The organism is Zoogloea sp. (assembly GCF_028693495.1).
Classification (GTDB): domain Bacteria; phylum Pseudomonadota; class Gammaproteobacteria; order Burkholderiales; family Rhodocyclaceae; genus Zoogloea.
In genome coordinates, this window is the sequence record NZ_JAQUVG010000017.1 from 1 (window position 1) to 25,753 (window position 25,753).

Annotated in this window: 24 protein-coding genes and 1 tRNA gene; 21 read left to right on the plus strand and 4 right to left on the minus strand. The window is 63.8% G+C overall.

Features of this window, described 5'->3' with window-relative positions; translation table 11 throughout:
* The 10 genes from mbhE to PHD22_RS04725 all read left to right on the plus strand — a co-directional run.
* The coding region (gene mbhE, locus PHD22_RS04680) for a hydrogen gas-evolving membrane-bound hydrogenase subunit E (RefSeq protein ID WP_299862989.1) at nucleotides 1-962 on the plus strand (962 nt) is incomplete at its 5' end.
* A complete protein-coding gene (locus PHD22_RS04685) occupies nucleotides 953-1,300 on the plus strand; it encodes a Na+/H+ antiporter subunit C (protein WP_299862992.1) in 348 nt (115 codons plus the stop codon). The genes mbhE and PHD22_RS04685, both read left to right, overlap by 10 nt.
* Before the next feature lie 17 nt (nucleotides 1,301-1,317).
* Nucleotides 1,318-2,931 (plus strand): monovalent cation/H+ antiporter subunit D, encoded by a 1,614-nt coding sequence (locus PHD22_RS04690; protein ID WP_299862995.1) that lies wholly within the window; start codon nucleotides 1,318-1,320, stop codon nucleotides 2,929-2,931.
* Nucleotides 2,928-3,413, plus strand: a complete 486-nt coding sequence (locus PHD22_RS04695; RefSeq protein ID WP_299862998.1) for a Na+/H+ antiporter subunit E — start codon at nucleotides 2,928-2,930, stop codon at nucleotides 3,411-3,413. The genes PHD22_RS04690 and PHD22_RS04695 overlap by 4 nt, the downstream gene beginning before the upstream one ends.
* A complete protein-coding gene (locus PHD22_RS04700) occupies nucleotides 3,410-3,691 on the plus strand; it encodes a K+/H+ antiporter subunit F (RefSeq protein ID WP_299863001.1) in 282 nt (93 codons plus the stop codon). The genes PHD22_RS04695 and PHD22_RS04700 overlap by 4 nt, the downstream gene beginning before the upstream one ends.
* Nucleotides 3,688-4,056 carry a monovalent cation/H(+) antiporter subunit G gene (gene mnhG / locus PHD22_RS04705; protein WP_299863004.1) on the plus strand — a complete coding sequence of 123 codons (369 nt, stop codon included), beginning with the start codon at nucleotides 3,688-3,690 and terminating at the stop codon, nucleotides 4,054-4,056. The genes PHD22_RS04700 and mnhG overlap by 4 nt, the downstream gene beginning before the upstream one ends.
* Before the next feature lie 119 nt (nucleotides 4,057-4,175).
* Complete coding sequence (locus PHD22_RS04710; RefSeq protein ID WP_299863007.1) at nucleotides 4,176-5,546, plus strand: sigma-54 dependent transcriptional regulator; 1,371 nt, start codon at nucleotides 4,176-4,178, stop codon at nucleotides 5,544-5,546.
* Between the two features lie 4 nt (nucleotides 5,547-5,550).
* Nucleotides 5,551-7,638: a cache domain-containing protein gene (locus PHD22_RS04715; RefSeq protein ID WP_366520680.1), complete on the plus strand. Its 2,088-nt coding sequence runs from the start codon at nucleotides 5,551-5,553 to the stop codon at nucleotides 7,636-7,638.
* Between the two features lie 64 nt (nucleotides 7,639-7,702).
* On the plus strand, nucleotides 7,703-8,140 hold the full coding sequence (locus PHD22_RS04720; protein ID WP_299863009.1) for a hypothetical protein: 438 nt from the start codon (nucleotides 7,703-7,705) through the stop codon (nucleotides 8,138-8,140).
* The gene (locus PHD22_RS04725) at nucleotides 8,137-9,156 is read left to right on the plus strand and encodes a CapA family protein (protein ID WP_299863011.1); all 1,020 of its coding nucleotides are present in this window, start codon (nucleotides 8,137-8,139) and stop codon (nucleotides 9,154-9,156) included. Before PHD22_RS04720 ends, PHD22_RS04725 begins: the two co-directional genes overlap by 4 nt.
* Nucleotides 9,157-9,164: 8 nt before the next feature.
* On the opposite strand, the gene PHD22_RS04730 is transcribed toward PHD22_RS04725, so the two are convergent.
* Nucleotides 9,165-9,683, minus strand: a complete 519-nt coding sequence (locus PHD22_RS04730) for a thermonuclease family protein (protein ID WP_299863014.1) — start codon at nucleotides 9,681-9,683, stop codon at nucleotides 9,165-9,167.
* 224 nt (nucleotides 9,684-9,907) lie between these two features.
* On the opposite strand from PHD22_RS04730, the gene fdnG reads away from it, so the two are divergent.
* From fdnG to mobA, 10 genes are all read left to right on the plus strand, one after another.
* On the plus strand, nucleotides 9,908-12,979 hold the full coding sequence (gene fdnG, locus PHD22_RS04735) for a formate dehydrogenase-N subunit alpha (RefSeq protein ID WP_299863017.1): 3,072 nt from the start codon (nucleotides 9,908-9,910) through the stop codon (nucleotides 12,977-12,979).
* Between the two features lie 10 nt (nucleotides 12,980-12,989).
* A complete protein-coding gene (fdxH, locus tag PHD22_RS04740) occupies nucleotides 12,990-13,886 on the plus strand; it encodes a formate dehydrogenase subunit beta (RefSeq protein ID WP_299863020.1) in 897 nt (298 codons plus the stop codon).
* The gene (locus PHD22_RS04745) at nucleotides 13,883-14,509 is read left to right on the plus strand and encodes a formate dehydrogenase subunit gamma (protein WP_299863023.1); all 627 of its coding nucleotides are present in this window, start codon (nucleotides 13,883-13,885) and stop codon (nucleotides 14,507-14,509) included. The genes fdxH and PHD22_RS04745 overlap by 4 nt, the downstream gene beginning before the upstream one ends.
* 61 nt (nucleotides 14,510-14,570) lie before the next feature.
* The gene (fdhE, locus tag PHD22_RS04750; RefSeq protein WP_299863026.1) at nucleotides 14,571-15,500 is read left to right on the plus strand and encodes a formate dehydrogenase accessory protein FdhE; all 930 of its coding nucleotides are present in this window, start codon (nucleotides 14,571-14,573) and stop codon (nucleotides 15,498-15,500) included.
* 53 nt (nucleotides 15,501-15,553) lie between these two features.
* Nucleotides 15,554-16,981: an L-seryl-tRNA(Sec) selenium transferase gene (selA, locus tag PHD22_RS04755; protein WP_299863029.1), complete on the plus strand. Its 1,428-nt coding sequence runs from the start codon at nucleotides 15,554-15,556 to the stop codon at nucleotides 16,979-16,981.
* A complete protein-coding gene (gene selB, locus PHD22_RS04760; RefSeq protein WP_299863031.1) occupies nucleotides 16,975-18,906 on the plus strand; it encodes a selenocysteine-specific translation elongation factor in 1,932 nt (643 codons plus the stop codon). Before selA ends, selB begins: the two co-directional genes overlap by 7 nt.
* A gap of 56 nt (nucleotides 18,907-18,962) precedes the next feature.
* Nucleotides 18,963-19,059, plus strand: a tRNA-Sec gene (locus tag PHD22_RS04765).
* A 21-nt stretch (nucleotides 19,060-19,080) separates the two neighbouring features.
* Entirely contained in the window at nucleotides 19,081-19,557 is a 477-nt protein-coding gene (locus tag PHD22_RS04770; RefSeq protein WP_299863034.1) for a glycine cleavage system protein H, read from the plus strand.
* A complete protein-coding gene (locus tag PHD22_RS04775; RefSeq protein WP_299863036.1) occupies nucleotides 19,547-19,939 on the plus strand; it encodes a DsrE family protein in 393 nt (130 codons plus the stop codon). The genes PHD22_RS04770 and PHD22_RS04775 overlap by 11 nt, the downstream gene beginning before the upstream one ends.
* Nucleotides 19,940-19,941: 2 nt before the next feature.
* The gene (gene mobA, locus PHD22_RS04780) at nucleotides 19,942-20,526 is read left to right on the plus strand and encodes a molybdenum cofactor guanylyltransferase MobA (RefSeq protein WP_299863039.1); all 585 of its coding nucleotides are present in this window, start codon (nucleotides 19,942-19,944) and stop codon (nucleotides 20,524-20,526) included.
* A gap of 7 nt (nucleotides 20,527-20,533) precedes the next feature.
* Here the strand turns inward: mobA and PHD22_RS04785 are convergent, their stop codons facing one another.
* Together PHD22_RS04785 and PHD22_RS04790 are read right to left on the minus strand one after the other, a co-directional pair.
* Nucleotides 20,534-21,871, minus strand: a complete 1,338-nt coding sequence (locus PHD22_RS04785) for an NYN domain-containing protein (protein WP_299863042.1) — start codon at nucleotides 21,869-21,871, stop codon at nucleotides 20,534-20,536.
* 86 nt (nucleotides 21,872-21,957) lie between these two features.
* Nucleotides 21,958-23,763: a GspE/PulE family protein gene (locus PHD22_RS04790; RefSeq protein WP_299863044.1), complete on the minus strand. Its 1,806-nt coding sequence runs from the start codon at nucleotides 23,761-23,763 to the stop codon at nucleotides 21,958-21,960.
* Between the two features lie 429 nt (nucleotides 23,764-24,192).
* On the opposite strand from PHD22_RS04790, the gene PHD22_RS04795 reads away from it, so the two are divergent.
* Nucleotides 24,193-24,462 carry a helix-hairpin-helix domain-containing protein gene (locus PHD22_RS04795; RefSeq protein WP_299863047.1) on the plus strand — a complete coding sequence of 90 codons (270 nt, stop codon included), beginning with the start codon at nucleotides 24,193-24,195 and terminating at the stop codon, nucleotides 24,460-24,462.
* A 127-nt stretch (nucleotides 24,463-24,589) separates the two neighbouring features.
* Here PHD22_RS04795 and PHD22_RS04800 read toward each other — a convergent pair whose 3' ends face one another.
* Nucleotides 24,590-25,579 carry an alanine--glyoxylate aminotransferase family protein gene (locus tag PHD22_RS04800; RefSeq protein WP_299863050.1) on the minus strand — a complete coding sequence of 330 codons (990 nt, stop codon included), beginning with the start codon at nucleotides 25,577-25,579 and terminating at the stop codon, nucleotides 24,590-24,592.
* Between the last annotated feature and the right edge of the window lie 174 nt (nucleotides 25,580-25,753).

Below are 25,753 nucleotides of genomic sequence, written 5' to 3' on the forward strand. Positions count from 1 at the left end.
GCCTGACCTTCGTGTGGTTTTCGGCTCCCGACCTGGCGCTGACCCAGCTTGCCGTGGAGGTGGTCACCGCAGTCCTCATCCTGCTCGGCCTGCGCTGGCTACCCCGGCGGGACGAACGGTTCCGGGAAGGAAGGCCCGAACCCCTGCGCTTCCATCTGCGTCGCCTCCGCGATCTGCTGGTTTCGATCACAGGGGGGGCCGGCATCGCCGCACTGACCTACGCCGTGCTGAGCCGGCCCGACATCGACGGCATCTCACCCTTCTTCATCCGGGAATCCCTGCCCCAGGGAGGAGGGCTGAACGTGGTCAATGTGATCCTTGTGGACTTCCGAGGCTTCGATACCTTCGGCGAGATCACCGTGGTCGCCATCGTCGCCCTGACCGTATTCGCCCTGCTGCGCCGTTTCCGCCCGGCCCCGGAGAGTATTCCCCTTCCAAGCCAGCAACAGGAACAGGAATCCCCTGCCGCCGATACCGAGGCCCCGTTGCCCTCCGGTTATCTCATGCTGCCCGCCGTTCTGGTACGCCTGCTGCTTCCGCTGGCCATGCTCATCTCCCTGTTCTTCCTGCTTCGCGGACATAACGCCCCCGGTGGTGGATTCGTCGGCGGACTGATTTTTGCCACCGCAATCATCCTGCAGTACATCGTGGGGGGCACCCTGTGGGTCGAGTCGCGACTGCGCATCCATCCGGTGTACTGGATGGCAGGGGGCCTGCTGCTGGCCGCCGGAGCCGGCATCCTGGGGAGTTTCAACGGAGAACCCTTCCTGTCCAGCCAGGCAGTGCACGCCAGCCTGCCGGTGGTCGGCGAGATCCATCTTTCCACCGTGCTGCTCTTTGACCTCGGCGTGTACATGCTGGTGGTCGGAGCCACCGTGCTCATGCTGGTCGCGATTGCCCACCAGTCCCTGCGCAGCCAGACCCGCAGGAGCAACACGACCGGAGGACGCGCATGGAACTGATCCTCTCCCTCGCCATCGGAATCATGGCGGGCTCAGGCATCTACCTGATCCTGCGCCCCCGCACCTTCCAGGTGATCATCGGCCTGTCCCTGCTCTCCTACGCGGTCAACCTGTTCATCTTCGGGATGGGACGCCTGCGGGTCGGGGCGCCGCCCATCATCAATCCGGTCCTGGGCAGCAATCCAGCCCTCTACACCGATCCGGTTCCCCAGGCGCTGGTGCTGACCGCCATCGTCATCGGCTTTGCGACGACGGCCCTGTTCCTGGTCGTACTGCTCGCCTCCCGCGGCCTCAGCGGAACAGACCATGTGGATGGCGTGGAGCCGGACAACGAGTAACAACGACCCGAACGACCATGAATCCCTGGCTGAACCACCTGCCGATCCTGCCGGTACTCCTGCCGATGCTCACCGGGACCGTGCTGCTGCTGTCCAGCGACAGCCGCCACGGACCGCGAACCGCCCTGGCCCTGTTCGCCACCCTGGCCCAGCTGGTGGTGGCCCTCGCGCTGCTCGCCCTGACCGATGGCCAGCTGGACGGCTGGCCTGGCGGGGTGGGCTTGTACGCCCTGGGCAACTGGGCGGCCCCCTTCGGCATCGTGCTGGTGGTGGACCGGCTCGCCGCAGTGATGCTCACCCTCACGGCCACCCTCGGCCTGGCCGCACTGGTGTATTCGCTGGCTCGCTGGGAGAAGGCGGGCGTGCATTTCCTGCCCTTGTTCCAATTCCTGCTGATGGGCCTGAATGGCACCTTCCTGACCGGCGACCTGTTCAACCTGTTCGTCTTCTTCGAGGTGATGCTGGCGGCCTCCTATGGCCTGGTCCTGCACGGTTCGGGAGGACCCCGGGTCAATGCGGGCCTGCACTACATCGTGGTCAACCTGGTGGCGTCCCTGCTGTTCCTCGTCGCCGCCGCACTGATCTACGGCATGACGGGCACCCTCAACCTGGCGGAGCTGCCGGTACGGGTAGCATCCCTCACGGCCGGCGATCGCCAGCTGTTCGACCTGGGGGCAGCCCTTCTGGGCATCGTGTTCCTCACCAAGGCTGGAGCCTGGCCGCTCAACTTCTGGCTTCCTGCGGCGTACGGGATCGCGGTTCCCCCGGTGGGTGCCATCTTCGCCATCCTGACCAAAGTCGGTGTGTATGCACTCCTGCGCATCAGCGTACTCCTGCAGGATGGCGGCGTGGCACCGGCGCCCTTCGGTGGAGACTGGCTTTTTTATTGCGGACTCGCCACCCTCGGCGTGGGTACCCTGGGCCTGTTCAGTGCCCAAAAGCTGAGCAAGCTGGCCGCCTTCCTGGTGATCGTGTCATCCGGCACCCTACTGACCGCCTTCGGCTTCACCGGCACCCTGCTCACCGGCCCTGCCCTGTATTACCTGATCAGCTCGGTGCTGGGCAGCGGCGCCTTCTTCATGCTGGTGGAAATGGCGGAACGCAACCGCACCCAGGTAGCCGATCTGCTGGCGATCAGCTTTGAGGCCTTCGGCGTGGAGTCACGCCATGACTCCGAGCATCCGGACGCCATGGTCGGCGTGGCCATTCCTGCGGCCATGGCCTTCCTGGGCCTGTCCTTCGTTTCCTGCGGGCTGCTCCTCACCGGCCTGCCTCCCCTCTCGGGATTCGTCGGAAAATTTGCGCTGCTCGGTGCCTCCCTCGACTCCCTGCCCAATGCGCCCGTCCTGCATGTGGGGCTGTTCATCGGGGCACTCCTCCTGTCGGGCCTGGCCGGGATCGTCGCCCTCTCGCGCCTGGGCATCCGCGTTTTCTGGGACGTAGCCCGCCCGACACCCCATCTCCAGTGGCTGGAGGCAGGCCCTGTCGCGGCCCTGCTGCTGATCTGCGTATGGCTGGCCGCCAATCCGGAGCCTGCCATGGCTTATCTGGCCTCCACGTCGGACTCCCTTTACGACGTCAATGCCTACGTCCGGACAGTCCTTCCGATTCCACAGACCAGTACGCCATGAAACAGCACTTCCAACCCATGCTGCCTGTGGTGCTCCTCGGCCTGTGGCTGCTCCTCAACGACTCGCTGGCATGGCACCAGTGGCTGATCGGCGCAGCCCTCGCCCTGGCCATCCCAAAACTGGCCAACACCCTGCGTCCACTTCCGGCCCGCCCACGGCGGCTGGTGGTGGCCATCGGACTTGTCTGGCACGTGCTGCTCGACGTAATCCGTTCCAACATCGCCGTAGGGCGGATCATCCTCGGCACCGTGAGACAGCAGCCGCAGGTCGGTTTCCTGAAGATTCCCCTCGACATGCGGACCCCCCATGGCCTGGCGGTGCTCAGCATCATCATCACGGCAACGCCCGGCACGGTCTGGGCCGGCCATGATCAGGACAGCAACGAGTTGACCCTGCATGTGCTCGACCTGCAGGACGAAGAGGTCTGGCTACGGACGATCAAGGAACGTTATGAGCGCCCTCTGATGGAGATATTCGGATGAACGGAATTCTGGACTGGGCCATGCACTTCGCCCTCGCCTGCTTTGCCACAGGCATGGTCTGCGCAGCACTTCGCCTGCTGCGCGGGCCTTCCGCCCAGGACCGCATACTGGCCCTGGACACCCTCTACATCAACGGGATGCTGTCCATCCTGTGCCTGGGCATCGGGGTCGGCGCAGCCATCTACTTCGACATTGCACTACTGATCGCCCTGTTCGGTTTCGTCGGCTCGACCGCCATGGCCAAGTTCCTGCTGCGCGGCGAGGTGATCGAACCATGACCCCAGCAGAGCTTCCCCTCTGGGCCGCCTTACCCGCATCCCTGTTGCTCGTGACCGGTGGCCTGCTGGCCCTGCTCGGCTCCATCGGCCTGCTGCGCTTCAACAACTTTTATGCACGCATTCACGCACCAACCCTGGCCAATACCCTGGGCGCGGGTTGCGTGCTGCTCGCATCCATGCTGATCTCCTCGGTGAACGCAGGACGGCCGGTGATCCACGAAATATTGATCACCCTGTTTCTGGTGCTCACCTCCCCCGTGACCACCATGCTGCTGATGCGGGCTGCCATGTTCCGTCGTGCGACCGGCCGGGATCACAAGGGGACCGAAGCCCCTCCCCCAGCCCCGGAGACTGACCGGCCATAGATGGTCAGCCCTGCTCAAGGCGCTTGTCCACCAGCCGATCCAGGACCGCCATCACCTCCAGGCTGCCGTTTGCCATCCTCCAGACCGGCGACGATCTTCTGCTGGATCAAGTCACAGCCATGAATACTCCCCTTGCCGACACGGTCAGCGCCTCTCCTCCACGACACTCCCCCTGGTCCGAGTACGCGGTCCTGGTGGTGGACGACGAGACCGGCGTACGCAACTTCCTGGAACGGGCCTTACGCGCCCGCGGGTGTAGGGTGGATGTGGCCGGATCCGCCGAGGAAGGCGCCCTGCGCCTGCAGGAGCATCACTTCGACGCCATTGTCCTCGACATCGCGCTGCCGGGCCGTTCGGGCATGGAATGGCTCAAGAATCTCCGGAACGGGGGCTTCGGCGGCGACGTCATCCTGATCACGGCCTTCGCGGACATAGAAACCGCCATCGATGCCCTGCGCGCAGGCGCCTCTGACTTCATCCTCAAGCCCTTCCGGGTGGACCAGATCATCAACTCGCTCCAGCGCTGCTTCGAACGGGCCCGCCTGGACCGGGAAAATTTCGTGCTCCAGCGGCAGCTCGCCGGCCTGGGGGGACAGGTTGAGGGCCTGATCGGGCGTTCCGTGGCCATGCTCCAGTTATCCGACCTGATCCGGCGGGTAGCACCAACACCCGCCACGGTCCTGATCCTCGGGGAATCCGGCGTGGGCAAGGAAGTCACCGCCCGCGCCCTGCACCGGGAGAGCCCGCGGGCCGAGCGCTCCTTTGTCGCCCTCAACTGCGCGGCAGTCTCGGCCGAACTGATCGAGAGCGAGCTGTTCGGCCATGTCCGGGGCGCCTTCACCGGCGCCCGGGAAGCCCGTCGGGGCCTGTTCCATTACGCCAACGGGGGAACCCTCTTCCTGGACGAAGTGGGAGAACTACCGCTTCCCATGCAGACCAAGCTTCTGCGGGTGCTGGAGGAGCGTCGTATCCGGCCGGTGGGCAGCGAAGCTGAAATGCCGGTGGACGTCCGGGTCGTGGCCGCCACCAACCGGGATCTGAAGGCCGAAGTGACCGCCGGGCGATTCCGCCAGGATCTCTTTTACCGGCTGGAAGTCGTCACCCTGACCATTCCCCCCCTGCGACAGCGCCCCGAGGACGTGGCGGATCTGGTCCTCCATTTCAACGAGCAGCTGGCAAGCCGTCTGGGGCTGCCTCCCCTAACCATCACCCAGGGAGATCTCGCCCGCCTGGCGGCCTACGCCTGGCCGGGCAACGTACGCGAACTGCGCAACCTGATAGAACGCTCCCTGATCCTGGGCAGCCTTCCGGTGAACAACCAGGTTCAAGGCATGGCCGACCCCCTGCCGCTCTCCCTCGCGGAAGTGGAGAAACGCCACATCCTGACCGTGCTCGAACAATGTGGCGGCAACAAGACCCGGGCAGCAACCCTCCTTGGCGTCTCGCGCAAGACCCTCGAGCGCAAGGCCGTGGAATGGGGCCTGGGTTGAACCGGTGGCCTTGATACCCGCGTTCCCCCAGCGTATCGCCTGCTCGGTCCGAAGCAAGCTGCTCGCCATGGTGCTGGCCCCCCTGCTGCTGGGGGTGCCGATCCTCCTCAGCCTGGTGTGGATATGGGGAAACGAAGGCTACCACCGGCTGATGAGCTACAAGGTCGGCTCGGATCTGGTCACGGCCCACGAATACTTTGCCCGGATGCGCAACAACGTGGCGGTGGATATCGGGGCCCTGGCCGGCTCACGCTCCCTCGCCCAGGCCCTGGACAGCCGTGATCCAGAACAGTTGCAGAACTACCTGGAACAGGCCCGCAGGGAAACGGGCCTGGACTTCCTGTTCCTGCTCGACACCCGGGGCGAGCTCCAGGCTCCCCGGATCTCCCCATCCCACGCCCGGCGCACCCACTGGCCGGTGGTCGTGAGCGCCCTTGCCGGCGAGGCGAGCACCGCCATCGACGTATTCGACGCTGACCATCTGGCCGCCATCAATCCCGTTCTGCGGCAGCGTAGCCGCCTGCCCCTGGTCCCGACTCCCAACGCCGCCCCCACCCCCGACCGGGAAGAAACCCGCGGCCTGCTGATCCACTCGGCCATTCCGGTGCGGGACGAGCACAAGCGCCTGCTGGGCGTTCTTGAAGGCGGTGTGCTCCTGAATGGCAACAGTCAGCTGGTGGACCAGCTCAACGCCATCCTCTACCGGGAGGGCACCCTTCCCCTGGGCAGCCAGGGCACCGCCACCCTCTTTCTCGGCGATGCCCGGATCGCCACCAATGTCCGCCTGTTCCGTGGAGAGAGAGCCCTGGGGACTCGTGCCTCCCAGGTCGTCCGCGACCATGTGCTGGGCGCCGGCCACACCTGGCTGGACAGCGCCTTCGTGGTGAATGACCATTACGTGTCGGGCTATGAACCGGTCGTGGACAGTTTCGGCAAGCGGATCGGCATGCTCTACGTGGGTTTTCTGGAAGCCCCGTTCCGGGGTGCCCTGTACGGAGCCATGTTCGTCCTGTTCGCGGTATTCGTGGCGATCAGTGTGGCGGGCTGCGTACTGTCCCTGCGCTGGGCCCGAAGCATCTTCAAACCCCTGGAACAGGTGGATGCCACGATTCGGAGGATCGCCAGCGGAGAAGCGGATGCCCGGGTCGGCCCGGTGGCGAGCCAGGATGAAATCGGCCAGTTGTCCGCCGCCTTCGACAAGCTTCTCGACACCCTGGCCGCCCGCCGGGCGGAGCTGCAACGCTGGGGAGATGAACTGGATCACAAGGTGGCGGAACGCACTCTGGCGCTGGAAGATGCCCACGCGACCCTGGAAAAGGCCCAGCGGCATCTGGCCATGACCGAGAAGCTGGCTGCCATCGGGGAGCTCACGGCAGGCGTGGCCCATGAGATCAACAATCCGGTGGCCGTGATCCAGGGCAATCTGGACGTGCTGAAGGAAATCCTGGGTCCCGACGCCGAACCAGTGAAGGAAGAGATCCGGCTGATCCATGAACAGACCCACCGGATCTGGCTGATCGTCACCAAGCTGCTGCAGTTTGCCCGACCCGGCGAGTTTGCCGGCTACACGGAAGGCGTCGATCCCAGTGCAGCCATTGCCGACTGCCTGGTCCTCACCCGCCATAACCTGGAGCGGCGGAACATCGAGGTCCGGACCGACTACCGGGCCCAGCAACGGGTCGAAGTGAACACCAGTGAACTCCAGCAGGTGCTGATCAACCTGATCGTCAATGGGATCCAGGCCATGCCCGACGGTGGCATCCTGTGCCTGAACAGCATCGACTGGGAGGAGGGTGGCCAGCCCATCGGCGCCATCATCGAGGTATGCGATACCGGCCAGGGGATTGCCGAGGACGACCTGTCACGGATCTTCGACCCCTTCTTCACCACCAAGAAGGGGGCAGGCACCGGGCTCGGGCTGTCGATCAGCTATGCCATCATCGAACGTTACGGAGGCAAGATCACGGTACGCAGCCAGCCGGGCGAGGGCGCCTGCTTCACCATCCACCTGCGCAGCGAAGCCTGCTATCAGGCCAGCCCCAGCGCCCCGGGCTTCGCAGCACGCTGGATCGAGGGCCCCAGCCGGACATGACCGGAGCGAACCATGGCGTTATGATGAAGCGGCACCGCTATCCCTCCCCTTCACAGAGCATGTCATGCGGACCCTTCTTCAGCACGCACTGTCCGGCCTCCCTGCACTGGCCCTTTGCCTGACGGTCGGCCTTGTCCTGCCGGGCACCGCCCTGGCAACACCGCAGCTGCTCTGCACGGTGAGCCAGAGCGGTACGGAGCGAACCCTTTCCGCTACGCCGACCCGGAATCCCTATGGCGTGCCTGCGACCGACATCCAGGGGCACTTTCGCTTCAAACCCGTCGTGGTCGGCGATGCGAACTCCATCGAATACGTCAGCATCCAGACCTACGTCCAGACCCCCAGGGGTCCGGTGCTTCTCCATCAGGTAGGCTACACCCACCCACCTCTCCCGGAAGGGCCGGATTCAACACTTCCCCTCGGCGGTATCCATGCCGTCTACGCCCCCGGACTCGGCCGCGAGCTGCGCTATGCCTGCATCCTGCGGGAGGCAAAACCATGAGGCAGCTCCTCCTTGCCCTGACGACCGGCCTGATGTGCTGGGCCGGCGGAGCGGCCCACGCCGGGCATCCCCTCCCCGAGGGACACGTCTCCCTGGTATTCGTGGGGGATATCCTGCTGGCCGAGACCCCAGGACGGCTGGTCCGGACCGGGCGGGACCCCTTCGCACCCTTTGCACGGCTGTTGGACGCCGCCGACGTACGGATCGGCAACCTGGAATGCGTTGTGGCTACCCGGGGTACACCGGAACCGGGCAAACCCTACACCTTCCGGGCACATCCACGGGTCCTCCAATCCCTCGGACGCCACTTCGACGTGGTAGGACTGGCCAACAACCATTCCGGTGACTACGGGTCCGACGCCTTCACGGAAATGCTGACCCGCCTCGACCGGGCCGGTATCGCCTATTTCGGCGGGGGACGCACCCTGGAAGAAGCCCATCGGCCCCGGATCATCGAGCGCAAGGGGCTGCGCATCGCCTTGCTGGGCTACAACGAGTTCTTTCCGCGGGCCTTCGAAGCGGACTTCGACAAGCCAGGCGTGGCCTGGAGCGAAGACGAACAGGTCCGCCACGACATCCTCCAGGCACGCAGCATCCACCGCGCCGATCTGGTGATCCCCGTGATGCACTGGGGCTGGGAACACGAACCCGTGGCCAGCCCCCGACAACGGCAGCTTGCCCGGCTGATGATCGATGCAGGTGCCGACGCGGTGATCGGCGGTCATCCCCACGTGGTTCAGGACACAGAACACTACCGGGGCAAGCCGATCCTCTACAGCCTCGGCAACTTCCTGTTCGACGGCTTCACGGACAAGGCCAGCACTACCGGCTGGCTTGTCCGCCTGGAAATGGACCGGGATGGGGTGCGGCACTGGCGCAGCTTCACCGCCCGGATCGACCACCAGGGCGTCCCCCATCCGGCCCCCGGCAGCGACGGCATGTGCTGGAACCGGGGCGAGGAAGACGCACGTCCCTGCCCTAACGCCCCTGCGCCACGTTCAAAAACCGTGCGTTAGACAAGACCTCACCCCGCCGCTGACACCCGCTTGCTCCGGCGGTAGTCCCACGGCGCCACGGGACGGGGATCGGACCACAAGCCCCGGCGTGCCTGCCGGGCCCGCAGTTCGTCCAGGGCATAGACAGTCCAATCCACCAGCGTCTGATCCCGGCCGTAGGCCCGGTAATGCCAGGCCAGACCCGCCGCCACCTGAGCCTGGTTCACATCGACCCCGTCGAGCTCGATGCGGCACAACCAGCGCTGGTAACGATCCCGCTTGAGACAGCGGGCAGTGACTTCCTTGCCCATCGTCCGGCGGGCCAGATGTTCCCGGGAGACACGACCGAACGCCTGTGCCCGCTCCGGCGCATCGATGCCCAGGAGACGGATCTTGTACTGGCTGTACCTGCGATCGAGCAGGGTCAGGGTATCACCGTCGGCCACCGCAACGACCTGGCCGGCAAGGGTCCGCGGCCGTGCCTTGGCATCCGCGTCCTCAGCGGACAGCAGGAACACGGTCATGATCAGCAGGAAAAAAGGCTTCATCGCTTGAAGAGACAAAAAAGGGCGTCATTGTGCCGCAATGCAGCATCCGTCGGCCCTGACTTCTGGAAATGGAGACATTTTGTCCATCCACCAGACGAAATGTCTCACCCTCTCCCAAGCCGGCTCTCCAAGGCATTGATTTCACTCGCCGTGCTCCCTGGCGCGGGGATTGCATGAAAGCAAGACGCTCCCTATCCATTACAAACCCAGGAGGAAGAGTCACCATGCAACTCTCACGGCGCCAGTTCTTCAAGGTGGCCGCCGGGGGCTTGACCGGATCGAGCCTGGCTGCGATGGGCTTCTCGCCCACCGCAGCCCTCGCCGAAGTCCGGACCTTCAAGCTCGCGCGCACCACGGAAACGCGCAACACCTGCCCGTACTGTTCGGTCGGGTGCGGCATCATCCTGTACAGCCTGGGCGACAGGGCCAAGAACGCCCACGCCGAGATCATCCATATCGAAGGGGATCCGGACCATCCGGTGAACCGTGGCAGCCTGTGCCCCAAGGGCGCTGGCCTGCTCGATTTCGTGCATAGCAAGAACCGCCTCAAGTATCCCGAGATCCGGGAACCCGGCAGCAAGGAATGGAAGCGCATCAGCTGGGACGAGGCCTACAGCCGGATCGCCAAGCTGATGAAGGAAGACCGGGACGCCAACTTCATTGCAAGGAACGCCGACGGCGTGACGGTGAACCGCTGGCTGACCACCGGCTTCCTCGCAGCCTCGGCCTCCAGCAACGAGGCCGGCTACATCACCCACAAGGTGGTACGCACTCTGGGAATGCTCGCATTCGACAACCAGGCACGTGTCTGACACGGCCCGACGGTGGCAAGTCTTGCCCCGACGTATGGCCGCGGCGCGATGACCAATCACTGGTCCGACATCAAGAATGCGGACGTGATCCTGATCATGGGCGGTAATGCCGCCGAAGCCCACCCCTGTGGGTTCAAATGGGTGACCGAAGCGAAGGCGAAGAACAAGGCCCGCCTCGTGGTCGTGGATCCGCGCTTCACGCGATCCGCCGCGATGGCCGACCTCTACGCGCCCATCCGCACTGGCACCGACATCGCCTTCCTGGGCGGGGTGATTCATTATCTGATCACCAACAACAAGGTGCACATGGACTACATCAAGTCCTACACCGACATGACCTTCCTCGTGAAGGAGGAGTTCGCCTTTGTGGACGGCTTCTTCTCGGGCTACGACGTGGAGAAACGCAAGTACGACAAATCCACCTGGGAATACCAGATGGGCGAGGACGGCTACGTCAGGACCGATCCCAGCCTGGAAAACCCGCGCTGCGTGTGGAACCTGATGAAGGCCCACTTCAGCCGCTACACACCTGAGGTCGTGGAGAACATCTGCGGGACACCAAAGAAAACGTTCCTGCAGGTAGCCGAGCTGCTGGCCTCGAGCCACACGCCGGACCGGGTGATGACCATCCTGTATGCCCTCGGCTGGACCCAGCACTCCACGGGCTCCCAGATCATCCGCACCGCCGCGATGGTGCAGCTCCTGCTGGGCAACATCGGGCGGGCAGGTGGCGGGGTGAACGCCCTGCGCGGCCATTCCAACATCCAGGGCCTCACCGACCTGGGCCTCCTCTCCAACCTGCTCCCCGGCTACATGAGCCTGCCCGGCGAGAAGGAGACCGACTACGACACCTACATCGCCAAGCGGGCACCCAAGCCCATGCGGCCGGGCCAGATGTCCTACTGGCAGAACTACGGCAAGTTCCATGTCAGCCTGATGAAGGCCTGGTATGGCGCAGCTGCGACGAAGGAGAACAACTGGGCCTTCGACTACCTGCCCAAGCTGGACAAGACCTACGACGTCCTGCAGGTCTTCGAGCTGATGCACCAGGGCAAGATGAATGGCTATGTGGCCCAGGGCTTCAACCCCCTCAACTCTTTCCCCAACAAGGCGAAGGTGAGCGCGGCCCTGTCCAAGCTGAAGTTCCTGGTCATCATGGACCCACTGGCCACCGAAACATCCGAGTTCTGGCAGAACTACGGCGAGTTCAACGATGTGGATCCGGCCCAGATCCAGACCACCGTGTTCCGCCTGCCCACCACCTGCTTTGCCGAGGAGGACGGAGCCATCGTCAACTCAGGCCGCTGGCTGCAATGGCACTGGAAGGGTGCCGAACCCCCCGGTGAAGCCAAGCCCGACACAGAAATCATGGCGGGCCTGTTCCTGAAACTGCGGGAGCTGTACAGGAAGGACGGCGGCGCCTTCCCCGACCCACTCCTGAACCTGGCCTGGAACTACAAGCTTCCCCACGAACCCTCGTCGGAGGAACTGGCCAAGGAGTACAACGGGAAAGCCGTGGTGGATCTGCTGGATCCAAAGGATCCCACCAAGGTCATCAAGAAGGCCGGCGAACTGCTCGACGGCTTTGCCCAGCTCCGGGACGATGGTTCGACCGCCTGTGGCTGCTGGATTTTCTCGGGCGCCTGGACCGAGAAGGGCAACATGATGGCCCGGCGCGACAACGCCGACCCCTGGCACAATGGCCAGACCCTGGGCTGGGCCTTCGCCTGGCCAGCCAACCGGCGCATCCTGTACAACCGGGCCTCGGCCGATCCAGCCGGCAAACCCTGGGACGCCCGGCGCAAGCAGGTGTGGTGGGACGCAGCCAGCAGCAAGTGGGTGGGTTCGGACATCCCCGACTTCAAGGCCGACTCGGCCCCCGAAGAGGGTATGGGTCCCTTCATCATGACCCCCGAGGGTGTAGCACGCTTCTTTGCCCGCGGCATGATGAACGAAGGCCCCTTCCCAGAGCACTACGAGCCCTTCGAGACACCCATCGGTGTGAACCCCATGCACCGCAACAACCCCAAGGCCACGTCCAACCCGGCCGCACGGGTGTTCAAGGGTGACATGGAAGCCTTCGGCACAGCCAAGGAGTTCCCCTACGCCGCCACAACGTATCGGCTCACCGAGCACTTCCACTACTGGACCAAGCACGTGCAGTCCAATGCCGTGATCCAGCCGGAACAGTTCGTGGAGATCGGGGAGGCCCTGGCTGCAGAAAAGGGCATCCAGGCCGGCGACAGGGTCAAGGTAAGTTCCAACCGGGGCTATATCAAGGCCGTGGCCGTGGTGACCAAGCGCATCAAACCCCTGCAGGTCGACGGAAAGACGGTGCACCACGTCGGGATCCCGCTCCACTGGGGCTTCAAGGGGGTGGCCAAGAACGGCTTCATCACCAACACCCTGACGCCTTTTGTCGGAGACGGGAACACCCAGACGCCGGAGTTCAAGTCCTTCCTGGTCAACGTCGAGAAAGCCTGAGGAAATCACCATGGCACTGCAATCACTAGATATCGCCAAGCGCTCGGCCACGACCACCGAGCCGCCCCAGGCGCGTCAGACCCTGGAAGTCGCCAAGCTCATCGACGTCTCCAAGTGCATCGGCTGCAAGGCCTGCCAGGTGGCGTGCATCCAGTGGAACGACCTGAAGGAAGAGGTCGGGAACTGTGGTGGCACCTACGACAACCCCACCGACATGACCGCCAACTCCTGGACGGTCATGCGCTACGCTGAGGTGGAATCGGAGGAACGGGGCCTCGAGTGGCTGATCCGCAAGGACGGCTGCATGCATTGCGAGGACCCGGGCTGCCTGAAGGCCTGTCCATCGCCGGGCGCCATCATCAAGTACGCCAACGGGATTGTGGATTTCCATCAGGAAAACTGCATCGGCTGCGGCTACTGCGTGACTGGTTGTCCCTTCAACGTGCCGCGCATCTCCAAAAAGGACAGCAAGGCCTACAAATGCACCCTCTGCTCAGACCGTGTCGCGGTCGGCCTGGAGCCGGCCTGCGTCAAGGTCTGCCCCACCGGCTCCATCACCTTCGGCTCGAAGGAGGACATGCAGGCGCTGGCCGACGAACGCATCACCGAGCTCAAGGAACGGGGTTTCAAAAATGCCGGCCTGTACGACCCGGCCGGCGTGGGCGGCACCCACGTCATGTACGTGCTCAACCACGCCGATAAACCGAGCCTGTACAGCGGCCTGCCCGCCGACCCGACGATCGCCCCCACCGTCTCCCTGTGGAAAGGCTTCACCAAGCCCCTGGCCATGGCTGGCATTGCCGCTGCAGCCCTGGGCGGCCTCTTCCACTACGTGATGAAGGGTCCGAACGAAGTGTCCAAGGAAATCGAGGCCGAAGTCGAAAAAGAACTGGAGGCTGAAAAATGATCCGCGATCCAAATGACCTGCAACGCTACACCGCGTCCGAAAGGGCCAACCACTGGGTCGTGGGCATCTGCTTCATCCTGCTCGGACTCTCCGGCCTGGCCCTGTTCCACCCGGCCCTCTTCCCGCTGACCCAACTGTTTGGCGGCGGTGTGTGGACCCGGATCCTCCACCCCTTCATTGGGGTAGTGATGATGCTGTTCTTCGTGGTGATGTTCTTCCGTTTCCAGCGCCTCAACCACATGAGCCCAACCGACTGGGAATGGGTCAGGCGGGCTCGGGAAATGGTGAACGGAGATGACCACACCATGCCGGAGATGGGCAAGTACAACGGAGGGCAGAAGCTGCTGTTCTGGTTCCTCGGCCTATCCATGCTGGTCCTGTTCGCATCCGGCATCGTGATCTGGCGGGCCTACTTCTCCCAGTACTTCCCCATCGGCGTGATCCGCATCGGGGCCCTGGCCCACGCGGCCTTCGGTGCGCTGATGATCATTGCGATCATCGTCCATGTGTACGCTGCCCTCTGGGTCCGGGGCACCATCCGGGCCATGCTCTACGGTACCGTGACCCGCGCCTGGGCCAAGCAGCACCATCGGGCCTGGTACCGCCAGATGACCGGCAAGTAAGCCCCACCGGGGCCGGGTTCCCCGGCCCCTCCCACAGCCCGCTCCCGATTTCCCAGACGCCATGCAGAACCTCCTCTCTCCCGAAGAAATCGCCACCCAAGCCGGGGGCGAGACCAGTCCCAACCGCCTGCCAGAGAGCCGCCTTTTCGCCCACCGGGGCCAGCGCCTGGGCACCCTGGCCGAAGGCCATGCCATGGGTGATTTCCTCCGCTTTGCCGCCGGCCTCTGCCATGCCCAGCAGCAGCGCCTGGACAGCCTTCCCCTGGCCAGGCGTCCCGACCTGGCCTTACTGACCCGCTGCCGCCAGCACGGCATGCCTCCCCTGGATGCCCCGGGTGGCGATCTCCCCGACGCCTGGCAGGACACCCTGCGGACCCTTGCCGCCACGGTGTCCGGTCTGGCACCAGCCAGCCTGCAGGACACTCTTGCCACACTATCTGACATTCCGGCCCAGCGCCTCGATACCCTGGCACGGTCCATCCTGAGGGCAGAGGAGGACCTCTCCGACCCGCTGGAGCTGGCCCTTGCTCCCTTGATCGGAGCCAGCCTCCAGGTGCTGTGGACCCACCGGCTGAGCTCCCTTCAGGCGGAAGACATCCCCACCGGCTTCGAGGGCAGCCTGTGCCCCGCCTGCGGCTCCCACCCGATGGCCTCTTTCGTGCGCATCGGAGATGCCGGCCACGGCGTCCGCTATGCCACCTGCAGTCTGTGCGCCTGTGAATGGCACGTGACCCGCATCAAGTGCGTGTCCTGCCACAACACCCGTGGCATCACCTACGAAGGTCTGCAAGGCGAGAGCGGTGACCTGCACAAGGGAGTGAAGGCCGAAACATGTCCCGAGTGCCACGCCAGCCTCAAGATCATCTCCATGGAAAAGGATCCGCTGGTGGACGCCTTTGCCGACGATCTGGCCACGCTTGCCCTGGACATGCTGGTGGATGAGGCCGGCTTCCACAGGGCCGGCCGCAACCTCTTCCTGTTCATGCCCTGACCCTGCTCCAGAAACAATCGCCCCCAATACCCCTTTACCGGAGATTCCCCACGATGGCGTCCATGGTCCATGGCACCTCGTCCGACGACAGCATCGCTTACCGCGCCCTGCCCAGTCTCGACCGACTTCTCACCGCCGCTGCCAGCCTCATCCGCACCTACGGACGGGACGAAACCATCCGGGGCCTCCGCCAGGGGCTGGCCGACGCCCGATCCCGGATCGCCCAGGGTCAGCCTGCACCGGATTCGCCCACCTTGCTCGCGGCAGCAGAAAGCCTTCTGGCCGACCGGAACAGGCCCCGACTGCAACGGGTGTTCAATCTCACGGGTACCGTGCTGCACACCAACCTGGGCCGCGCCGTGCTCCCCGAAGAAGCCATCACGGCCATCGTGGATGCAGCACGCTCCCCCTGCGCGCTGGAATACGACGTGATCACCGGGGGCCGGGGCGACCGGGACGACGTGGTGAATGAACTGCTCCAGGAGCTGACCGGCGCCGAAGCAGCCACCGTGGTGAACAACAACGCAGCGGCGGTCTTCCTCCTCCTCAACACCCTCGCCCAGCGCAAGGAGGTCATCGTCTCCCGCGGCGAACTGGTGGAGATCGGTGGCGCCTTCCGCGTTCCGGACATCATGAAGCGGGCTGGTGCCAAACTGGTCGAAGTCGGCTGCACCAACCGCACCCACCCACGGGATTTCGAGGAAGCCATCAGACCCCGCACGGGCCTGCTGATGAAGATCCACACCAGCAACTACGCCGTCGAGGGGTTCACCGCCAGTGTCGGCCAGACCGACATGGCACGCATCGCCCACGCCCAGGGCCTGCCCTTTGTCGAAGACCTGGGCAGCGGCACACTGACCGAGCTGGAACGCTGGGGGCTGCCCCACGAACCGACGCCACGGGAGGCCATCGCCAACGGCGCCGACCTCGTCACCTTCTCTGGCGACAAGCTCCTGGGCGGCCCTCAGGCCGGCATCCTGGTCGGCCGCAAGGACCTGATCGGCAAGATCAAGAAGAATCCCCTCAAACGCGCACTGCGTGTCGGCAAGATCACCCTTGCTGGGCTGGAAGCGGTGCTGCGCCTCTACCGGGATCCGGACACGCTAGCCGAACGACTGACCACGCTGCGCCTCCTGACCCGTTCCCGGGACGGAATCCTGGCCCAGGCCGAGCGCCTCCAACCTACCATCGCCCAAGCCCTGGCTCACTGGCCGCTGACGGTGAGCATCGCACCCATGCTCTCGCAGATCGGCTCCGGCAGCCTGCCGGTGGACCGCCTGCCATCGGCCGGTCTGGTATTCCATCCACAAGGACGCAAGGGCGGAGCGCTCCATCGCCTCGAAGCCGCCCTGCGCGGCCTGCCGCTGCCAGTCATCGGGCGCATCGCGGACAACGCGCTGCACCTGGACCTGCGCTGCCTGCCCGAACGGGATGAAGCCACCTTCCTCAGCCAATTCCGCCAGGGGTTCAAGTCATGTTGATTGGCACTGCCGGCCACATCGACCATGGCAAGACAACCCTCGTCCGCGCCCTCACCGGCGTGGACACCGACCGCCTGCCTGAGGAAAAGCGCCGGGGGATCACCATCGAACTGGGTTATGCCTACCTCCCGGTCTCAAGCCCCACCACCGGGGGGGACGAGGTGATCGGCTTCGTGGATGTACCGGGTCATGAGAAGTTCATTCCCACCATGCTGGCGGGCGCCAGCGGCGTAGATTTTGCCCTGCTGGTGGTGGCAGCCGATGATGGTCCCATGCCTCAGACCCGGGAACACCTGCAGATCCTCCAGTTGCTGGGCTTGACCCGGGGCGCGGTCGCCCTGACCAAGGTAGACCGGGTGGATGGAGAGCGACTTTCCGAGGTCACGGCCCAAGTCCATGCCCTGCTAGCCACCACCGGCCTTGCCGGCGCGCCCGTCTTTCCCGTCTGCGCCCTGAACGGCACGGGAGTCGCAGATCTGCGCCAGTACCTGCAGGCCGTCGCCTGCCAGCAGATTCGCCACACTGCCCCCCACGAATCATTCCGACTCGCGGTGGACCGGGTCTTCACCCTACCGGGGGTGGGAACCATCGTTGCCGGAAGCATCCACACCGGACAGGTGCGCGTAGGGGACACGGTTCACCTCGCTCCCGGTGGTCAGGGCGCCCGGGTCAGGAATCTCCATGTCCAGAACCGCAAGGCCGGGCAGGGCCATGCCGGACAACGTTGCGCCCTCAACCTGGCAGGCCTTGGCGTGGACGAGGCAAAGCGCGGCGACTGGCTCACCAGCGAACCGGCGCTACCCTCCACCCAGCGCCTGGACATGGACCTGACGCTCTCCGGCGATGCCTCCCGTCCGCTCGTTCACGGGGCGGCCATCCAGCTTCACCATGGCACGCGCCACCTGCTGGGCCGGGTCGCCCTGCTCGATGCGAGGCTGGAGAAGAGCGGCCTGGCACCCGGCCAGCGCGGTCTCGCCCAGATCGTTGTGGACAGTCCCATGCACGCCTGCCGGGGCGATCTGGTGGTGCTGCGGGACGGTCATGGCCAGCACACCCTGGGGGGCGGTCATATCCTCGATCCTTTCGGTCCCTCCCGTCACCGCCGCTCTCCGGAACGGCTGGCCCAACTCTCGGCCCAGGCCATCCCCGATGCGACGGAACGACTCCCCAAGGTGTTGGCCCTGGCGCCTTTTGGACTTGAACTCAGTCGGCTGGCCGCCGCCGAAAACCTGGCCAGCAACAACCTCCTGGCCCTGCTGCCGGACAGCCGTTCCCATGCACAGGCGGACTGGATCATCTCTTCCGCTTGCCTGGAAGATCTGGCCGTCCGGGTAGAAAAACGTCTGACCGAGCATCACGAGAACAACGGGGACGAACGTGGTCTGGAACGGGATCGCCTACGCCGTATGATCGCTCCGGCCCTCCCCCCTGCTGCCTTTGCGGAATGGCTGGAAGAATGGCTGGCCAAAGGTCGCCTGGAGCGCAGTGGCAGCGCCTGGCATCTCCCGGGCCATCGGGTTGAACTGGAAGGTCGGGATCGTCTGAGGGCCGACCGGCTTCTACCCTGGCTGCTGGACGCCCCCTTCGACCCTCCCTGGGTACGGGACATCGCTGCCCGGCTTGGAGAACAGGAAGCCCAGACCCGGGAACTGCTCAAGCGCCTTGCAGCACAGGGGGAGGTCTGTCAGGTGGTCCGCGATCTTTTCTATGCCCCTGCTGCCATACGCAACCTGGGCCAGATCGCCTCCGGACTGATGACCGAGGAAGGCTGCATCCGTGCAGCAGCCTTCCGGGATCGCAGCGGCCTGGGCCGCAAGCGGGCAATCCAGATTCTCGAATACTTCGACCGCATCGGGTTCACCCGGAAGGTCGGGCGGGGTCACGAAGAAAATCACCGAATAAGAGGCGATCTTCCGGTAAATTGACAATAAATTGCGATAAAATAAAAAATCCGGATTTATCATGAAATTCGGTAAACCATGGAAGGGATGCGTCCCCCGGTGGGGCGACTGGTCTTCAAAACCAGGAGGAGCCGTCAAGCGGCTCCTGGTGGGTTCGACTCCCATTCCCTTCCGCCACTTTTTCGGCGAGTACCCGTGATGCCCCAGTTGCGCGGCTGCGAATTTCCGGAACACCTTCTTTACCACGCGGAGAGCCACCTGTGGTTTGCGCCGCTGGGCGAGGGGCGCTTCCGGGTAGGCGTGAGCCAGTTCGGTATCGCCCTATCCGGGGAAATCCTGCTGTTCACCCCCAAACCCGTGGGAGTGGAACTGGATGCCGGGCGAGGCTTCGGCCTGCTGGAGGCTGGCAAGACGGTCTTTCCGGTCAAGACCCCCTTTCCTGCGCGCCTGCTGAAAACCAACGAGGGCCTGGACCCCTCCGCCCGGGCCATGAATCACCAGCCCTTCGATGCCTGGCTGGTAGAGTTGCAGGCCCTCACCCCTCCCATACCCCGCCTGCTTCTCCCCTGGACGGAAGCGGAGGGGGAGATCCTGAAGATCATGGAACGGCATGCCTTCCGGGATCTGGCCGACTTCACGACGCCCCTCTTCCATGAGGACGACCGTGAGTTCTGATCGCCCCACCGAACAGCTCGCCATCCTGGTCTGGGCTGCCGACCCCAGTCGGCCGGAACTCTGTGCCACACCCTTCTACTTTGCCGCAGCAGCTGCGGCGATGGACGTGAACGTGGAAATGTATTTCACCGCCCGGTCGGTGGAATTGTTGCGCGAGGGCACGGCCGAAAGCCTCGAAGCAGCCAGGAACCGCGGCAAGTCGGTCGCCGAGTTCAGGGAGGAAGCCCTGGCCATGGGCGTACGCATGTTTGCCTGCCCCACGGCACTGATCAGTCATGACATCCCGGCCGGAGAACTGATCCCCCGGCTGGCAGGCCAAGCCGGGGCTGCAGCCTACCTGGGACGGGCCCTGGACCCAGCCTGGCGGACACTGGGCTTCTGAACATGGAGACCCGCCAGATCACCGGACTCCTGCTGGCAGGTGGCCTGGGCACCCGCATGGGAGGACGGGACAAGGGGCTGGTTCCGCTTGAGGGCCGCCCTCTGGCGGCACAGGTACTGGAACGGCTGTCTTCCCAAGTCGGATCGCTCCTGATCAACGCCAACCGAAATGCTGACCGCTACGGCCAGCTGGGGCCGGCAAGCGTGATTCCCGATCGCCTCCCCGGCTTCCTGGGACCCCTGGCCGGGCTGGATGCGGCGTTTCACTGCCCCCAGTGGCATGGGGAGTGGATCCTGACCAGCCCTTGCGATACACCCCGTCTGCCTGCCGATCTGGCCCATCGGCTGCTCGCTGCGGCCCTGGCAGAGCAGGCCGACCTGGCGCTGCCGGCGGTCCATGGACAACTGGAACCTGCATTCCTGCTTGCTCATCGGCGCCTGGCCCCGTCCCTCGCCCGCTATCTGAAAGAAGGAGGGCGACGGATCCAGGGCTGGACAGGAAGCACAAGGCATGTGATCGTGGATTTTTCCGATCAGCCCGGCGCCTTCATCAACATCAACACACCGGCAGAACTCGACGCCCCCTGATACCGGCTCAGGAAGCCACCTTTCGACTGCGCCGCCGCCCCGTCTTGGGAGGTTCAACAGCGGCCGTTTCCACAGGCTCTGCGTCCGCGCTGCCCTCACGTACCTCCACTTTCTTGCGGGGGCTGCGTTTGCGGGGTTCGGGCACAGCCTCGGTACGGACTTCGGCTGAAGGAACAGACTCCACAGGCGCCTCGGTCTTGCGGCTGCGCTTGCGAGGCTTCTTGACGGCACCGGTGTCACCCGATTCGACGGGGTCTTCCCGCTTCTCATTTCCGGGGAGGAGAGCAACGACCGGCATATCCATCGGCTCCGGAACGGATACTTCTCCTTCAGTCTCCGGCAATGACAGACCAGGCTGTTCCTGGGGAAGCGCGGCATCGACACGGCTCTTGCGGCCATTGCGACGACGACTCCCCCGGCGGTTGTCCCCTTCGTCACTGGCGAGAACCTCCTGCACAGGCACTTCCAGTGCTGGCAGCGTCTCCAGTGGGAAAGCCCCTTCTGCACGGTTTTCACCCCGCACCTGAGCACTGCGCATCACGAAGGTACCGGATTTGTCATCCCGACCCACTTCCAGGAAGCCCCGGGTCTGGGCTTCATCCAGCAGGTTGCCAAAGGCCTTGAAACCGTAGCGGGTCTCGCTGAAATCGGGCTTGCGGCGCTTGACCGCCTCCTTCAGCACGGAGGCCCAGATCTTGCCGGTATCTCCCCGCTCGGCCAGCAGAGCCTCGAAGGTTTCCGCGACGATATCCACCGCACGGCTGCGTCGGGCATCCTGCTCTTCCCTGCGACGCTTCTCTTCCTCGGGCGTACGGCGCTGGGCCTGCTGGGTTTCGCGGGGCTCCCGTTTGGCTGCGGTCTGGCGGGTTTCACGCACAAGATCGTCGTAGAAGATGAACTCATCACAGTTGGCGACGAGGAGATCAGAGGTGGACTGTTTGACGCCGACTCCGATTACCTGCTTGGCATTTTCCCGCAACTTGGACACCAGGGGCGAAAAATCCGAATCACCCGAGATGATCACGAAGGTATCCACGTGGCTCTTGGTGTAACAGAGGTCGAGGGCATCCACGACGAGCCGGATGTCCGCCGAGTTCTTGCCAGACTGGCGCACATGGGGAATCTCGATAAGCTCGAAATTGGCCTCGTGCATGGCCGCCTTGAAGCCCTTGTAACGGTCCCAGTCACAGTAGGCTTTCTTGACGACGATGCTGCCCTTGAGCAGAAGGCGCTCAAGAACCAGCTTGATGTCGAATTTTTCGAATTTGGCGTCGCGCACACCCAGGGCCACGTTCTCGAAATCGCAGAACAGGGCCATGCTGACGTTATCGGGGGATGAGGCCATCAGGGGCTCCAGCAAAACAGGATAAGGGCGGCTTGGCCGCGGATGCCCGGCAGGGTACGCCCAAACCGTACCCGTGGGAAAGAGCTTCAGGCTTCCCGCTCACTTTCAGCCGGAGGGGCTACCTTGACGACTTCCTCCAGCGTGGTCAGGCCCGCCGCCACCTTGAGTGCCCCAGACAACCGGAGGGGTTTCATGCCCTCGCGCATCGCCTGCTCCCGAACCCTCGCCAGGTCCGCTTCCCCAGTGATGGTCCGACGCAGCTCAGGGGACATCAGCAAAATCTCATAGAGGCCAATTCGCCCCATGTAACCGGTCATCCGGCATTCCAGGCACCCCACGGCCCGGTGGAGGGTAGCAGGGCGAGGGGCTTTCCAGGGGCTGACAAGATGATCCCAGATAATCTCCTGCTCGGGACTCGGTGGGTGGGCCTCCTTACAGTGTGGGCACAGGATCCGCACCAGCCGCTGGGCCATGATGCCCAGCAGCGTGGCATTGAGAAGATAGGCCGGCACCCCCAGATCAAGGAGCCGGGTGATCGCCGATGGGGCATCGTTGGTATGCAGGGTAGACAGCACCAGATGTCCGGTAAGGGCGGCCTGGATGGCCATTTCAGCCGTTTCAAGATCACGGATCTCGCCCACCATGATGATGTCCGGATCCTGGCGCATCAAAGCCCGGACCCCATCGGCAAACCCCAGATCGATGGCCTGATGAACCTGCATCTGGTTGAAACTGGGCTCCACCATCTCGATGGGATCCTCGATGGTGCACACATTCACCTCAGGGGTCGCAAGCTGCTTGAGGGTGGAATACAGGGTGGTGGTCTTTCCTGAACCGGTCGGACCGGTAACCAGCACGATGCCATGGGGTCTGGCCATCATCGATCGCCAGCGGGTCTCGTCCTGCTCGGAAAATCCCAGCTCAACCAGATTGCGGACAAGTACCTCCGGATCGAAAATCCGCATCACCAGTTTTTCGCCAAAGGCAGTGGGCAAGGTGGACAGGCGCAGCTCGACCTCCTTGCCGCTGGCCACCCCGGTCTTGATCCGGCCATCCTGGGGCCGGCGCTTCTCCACCACGTCCATCCGGCCGAGAATCTTGATCCGGCTCGTCATGGCAGTCAAAACCGGCATCGGCATCTGGTACACCTGATGCAGCACCCCATCGATCCGGAAACGCACGAGACCCAGGTCGCGCCGGGGCTCGATGTGGATATCGCTGGCCCTTTGCTCAAAGGCGTACTGCCACAACCAGTCCACGATGTTGACGATATGACGGTCGTTGGCATCAAGCTGACGATGGGTCTGGCCCAGTTCCACCAACTGCTCGAAACTGGAAGGCCCTCCTCCCTGGGTGGTGGAACGGACCGCGTTCTTGACGGACCGGGCCAGATTGTAGAACTCAACCAGGTAGCGGGCCACATCAGCCGGGTTGGCAATCACCCGGCGAATCTCCTTCTTCAGGATGCCGGCCACTTCCTTTTCCCATTCACGCAGGTAAGGCTGGGTAGTGGCCACCACGACCTCCCGCGGACCCACCTGGACCGGCAGCACACCGAAACGGGTGGCATAGGCCGAAGACATCACCGCAGTCACCGCAGCAAAATCGATCCGGAGAGGATCGATCCGGTAATACTCGAGTCCCACCCTGCCCGCCAGCCACTCGGTGAGCTCTTCAAGGCTGAGCACGCGCTGGCCAGGCAGGCGATCCAGCCATTTCTGGCTGGCGATGATGATCAGGGGATGGGTGTCAGAGGGTTTCCGGGCATTGCTCAAGCGCAGGAAATCAGCATCCACCGCATTCACCCGTCCGTCCAGGACCAGCAAATCCAGCACCTCCGCCAGGTTCAGGCGGTGTTCGCGGACGGCATCGGCAGGCGGAGCATGAAACATGTATGCAGGCCGTCCCTGGGACCGGCCACGGTTGTTCTTCGCAGACCTTGAGAATAAGCGCAAACGCGTGCCGCCACGACCCCTTTTAGCGGTGTCCCCATCCCCTGCGGTGATCCCCACCCCAACCAGATCCCGGTCCGGGCACTGGCGGAACCCCCATCATCGGAGGTGCCACGTAGGGATGATGGGCACGCCCATAGCCGCCGTGATGATTCGCTGGCAGGACAATGCAGCCCCCCAGGGTGATGGACAACAGGACAAGGGACATCCAACGCTTCATGACAGCTGCTCCAGACGGGTCTGGCTGTTCTAACGCAGCAGCCTGAACTCGGGTGGTCAGACAATTGTCTCGAGATGTTGCAACATTCGTTGACAATGACAATTGGCTTAACTATTAATTACATTGTCATCACACCCGGAGACATCACCATGAAACACATCCTGTCCTTCCTCGGCCTCTCCATCGCCGGCATCCAGCTTGCACTGGCCGCAGTCAACATCAATACGGCAACCCAGTCCGACCTCGACGGCGTCAAGGGGATCGGGCCCTCCAAAGCCCAGGCCATCATCGAATATCGAACCAAGAACGGTCCCTTCAAGAACCTGGATGACCTGAAGAACGTGAAAGGCTTCGGGGAGAAAAGCATCGATAAGCTCAAGGGTGAGCTGACCGTGAGCGGAGGGGACAGCAAAAAATAGGTATTCCGGAAAATCAGGGCTTCTCCCGGGGATTCTTCACCCGGGGCAAGCCCTGATCCACAACACCGGATAAAACACAGGATCCCCCGGCACCACCATGAAACCGGGAAATCTCCAGGCTTCGACTTCAGCCGTGCAGCAAGGACTCCAGGGCAGCCAGGCACAGGGTAATGTTGGCCTGCCTGCTGGAATGCCCCATCAGGCCAATCCGCCAGACCCTTCCGGCCAGAGCGCCCAGACCTGCACCAATCTCGATGCCGAACTCCTGGAGAAGACGGGTTCGGACAGCCGCCTCATCCACACCGTCCGGCACCCAGACGGTATTGAGCTGGGGTAGCCGGGCATTTTCCCGGACCACAAAACTCAGGCCAAGAGCTTCCAGGCCACTCCGCAAACGCAGGTGGTTGTCCCGATGACGCTGCCAGGCGTTCTCCAGACCTTCTTCGGCCAGCATCACCAGAGACTCATGAAGGCCATACAGGGGATTGACCGGTGCTGTGTGGTGATAGGTCCGCTTGGCTCCGCTCCAGTAACCGAGCACCAGTCCCAGATCCTGGAACCAGCTGGGACAGGGCACCTTACGGGCCTTGATGCGCTCGACCGCGGCCACCGAGAAGCTTACCGGCGACAGACCCGGAGTGCAGGAAAGACACTTCTGGCTCCCAGAATAGGCAGCATCAATGCCCCACTCATCCAGCAGCACCGGCACCCCCCCCAGGGAGGTGACGCAATCCATGATGGTCAAAGCACCGAAACGACGGGCAATCGCCGCCAGACTAGCGGCATCGGACAGGGCACCCGTAGATGTTTCTGCATGCACAAAGGCCAGGATTACCGCATCCGGATGAGCCTTGAAAGCCTCCTCGACCTTGGCCGGGTCCACCGGATCTCCCCAGCGATCTTCAACGATCACTGGAGTACCGCCACATCGACGTACATTCTCGGCCATGCGCTGACCGAAAACACCATTGATACAGACGACGACCTTGTCCCCAGGGCTCACCAGGTTTACGAAACAGGTTTCCATGCCCACTGAACCGGGGGCAGAAACGGCAAAGGTCAGCTCGTTACCGGTCTGGAAAGCATAGCGGAGCAAGCCTTTCAATTCATCCATCATGCCAACGAAAGCCGGGTCCAGATGCCCGATCGTCGGACGGGCCAGGGCACTCAGAACCCGGGGATGAACATCAGACGGCCCTGGGCCCATCAAAGTCCGGATAGGAGGCTGAAAAGAAGAAATCTCGGGTTTTGCAACCAGCATGGTGTCTCCTGAATTTTTCTGGATAAGGGC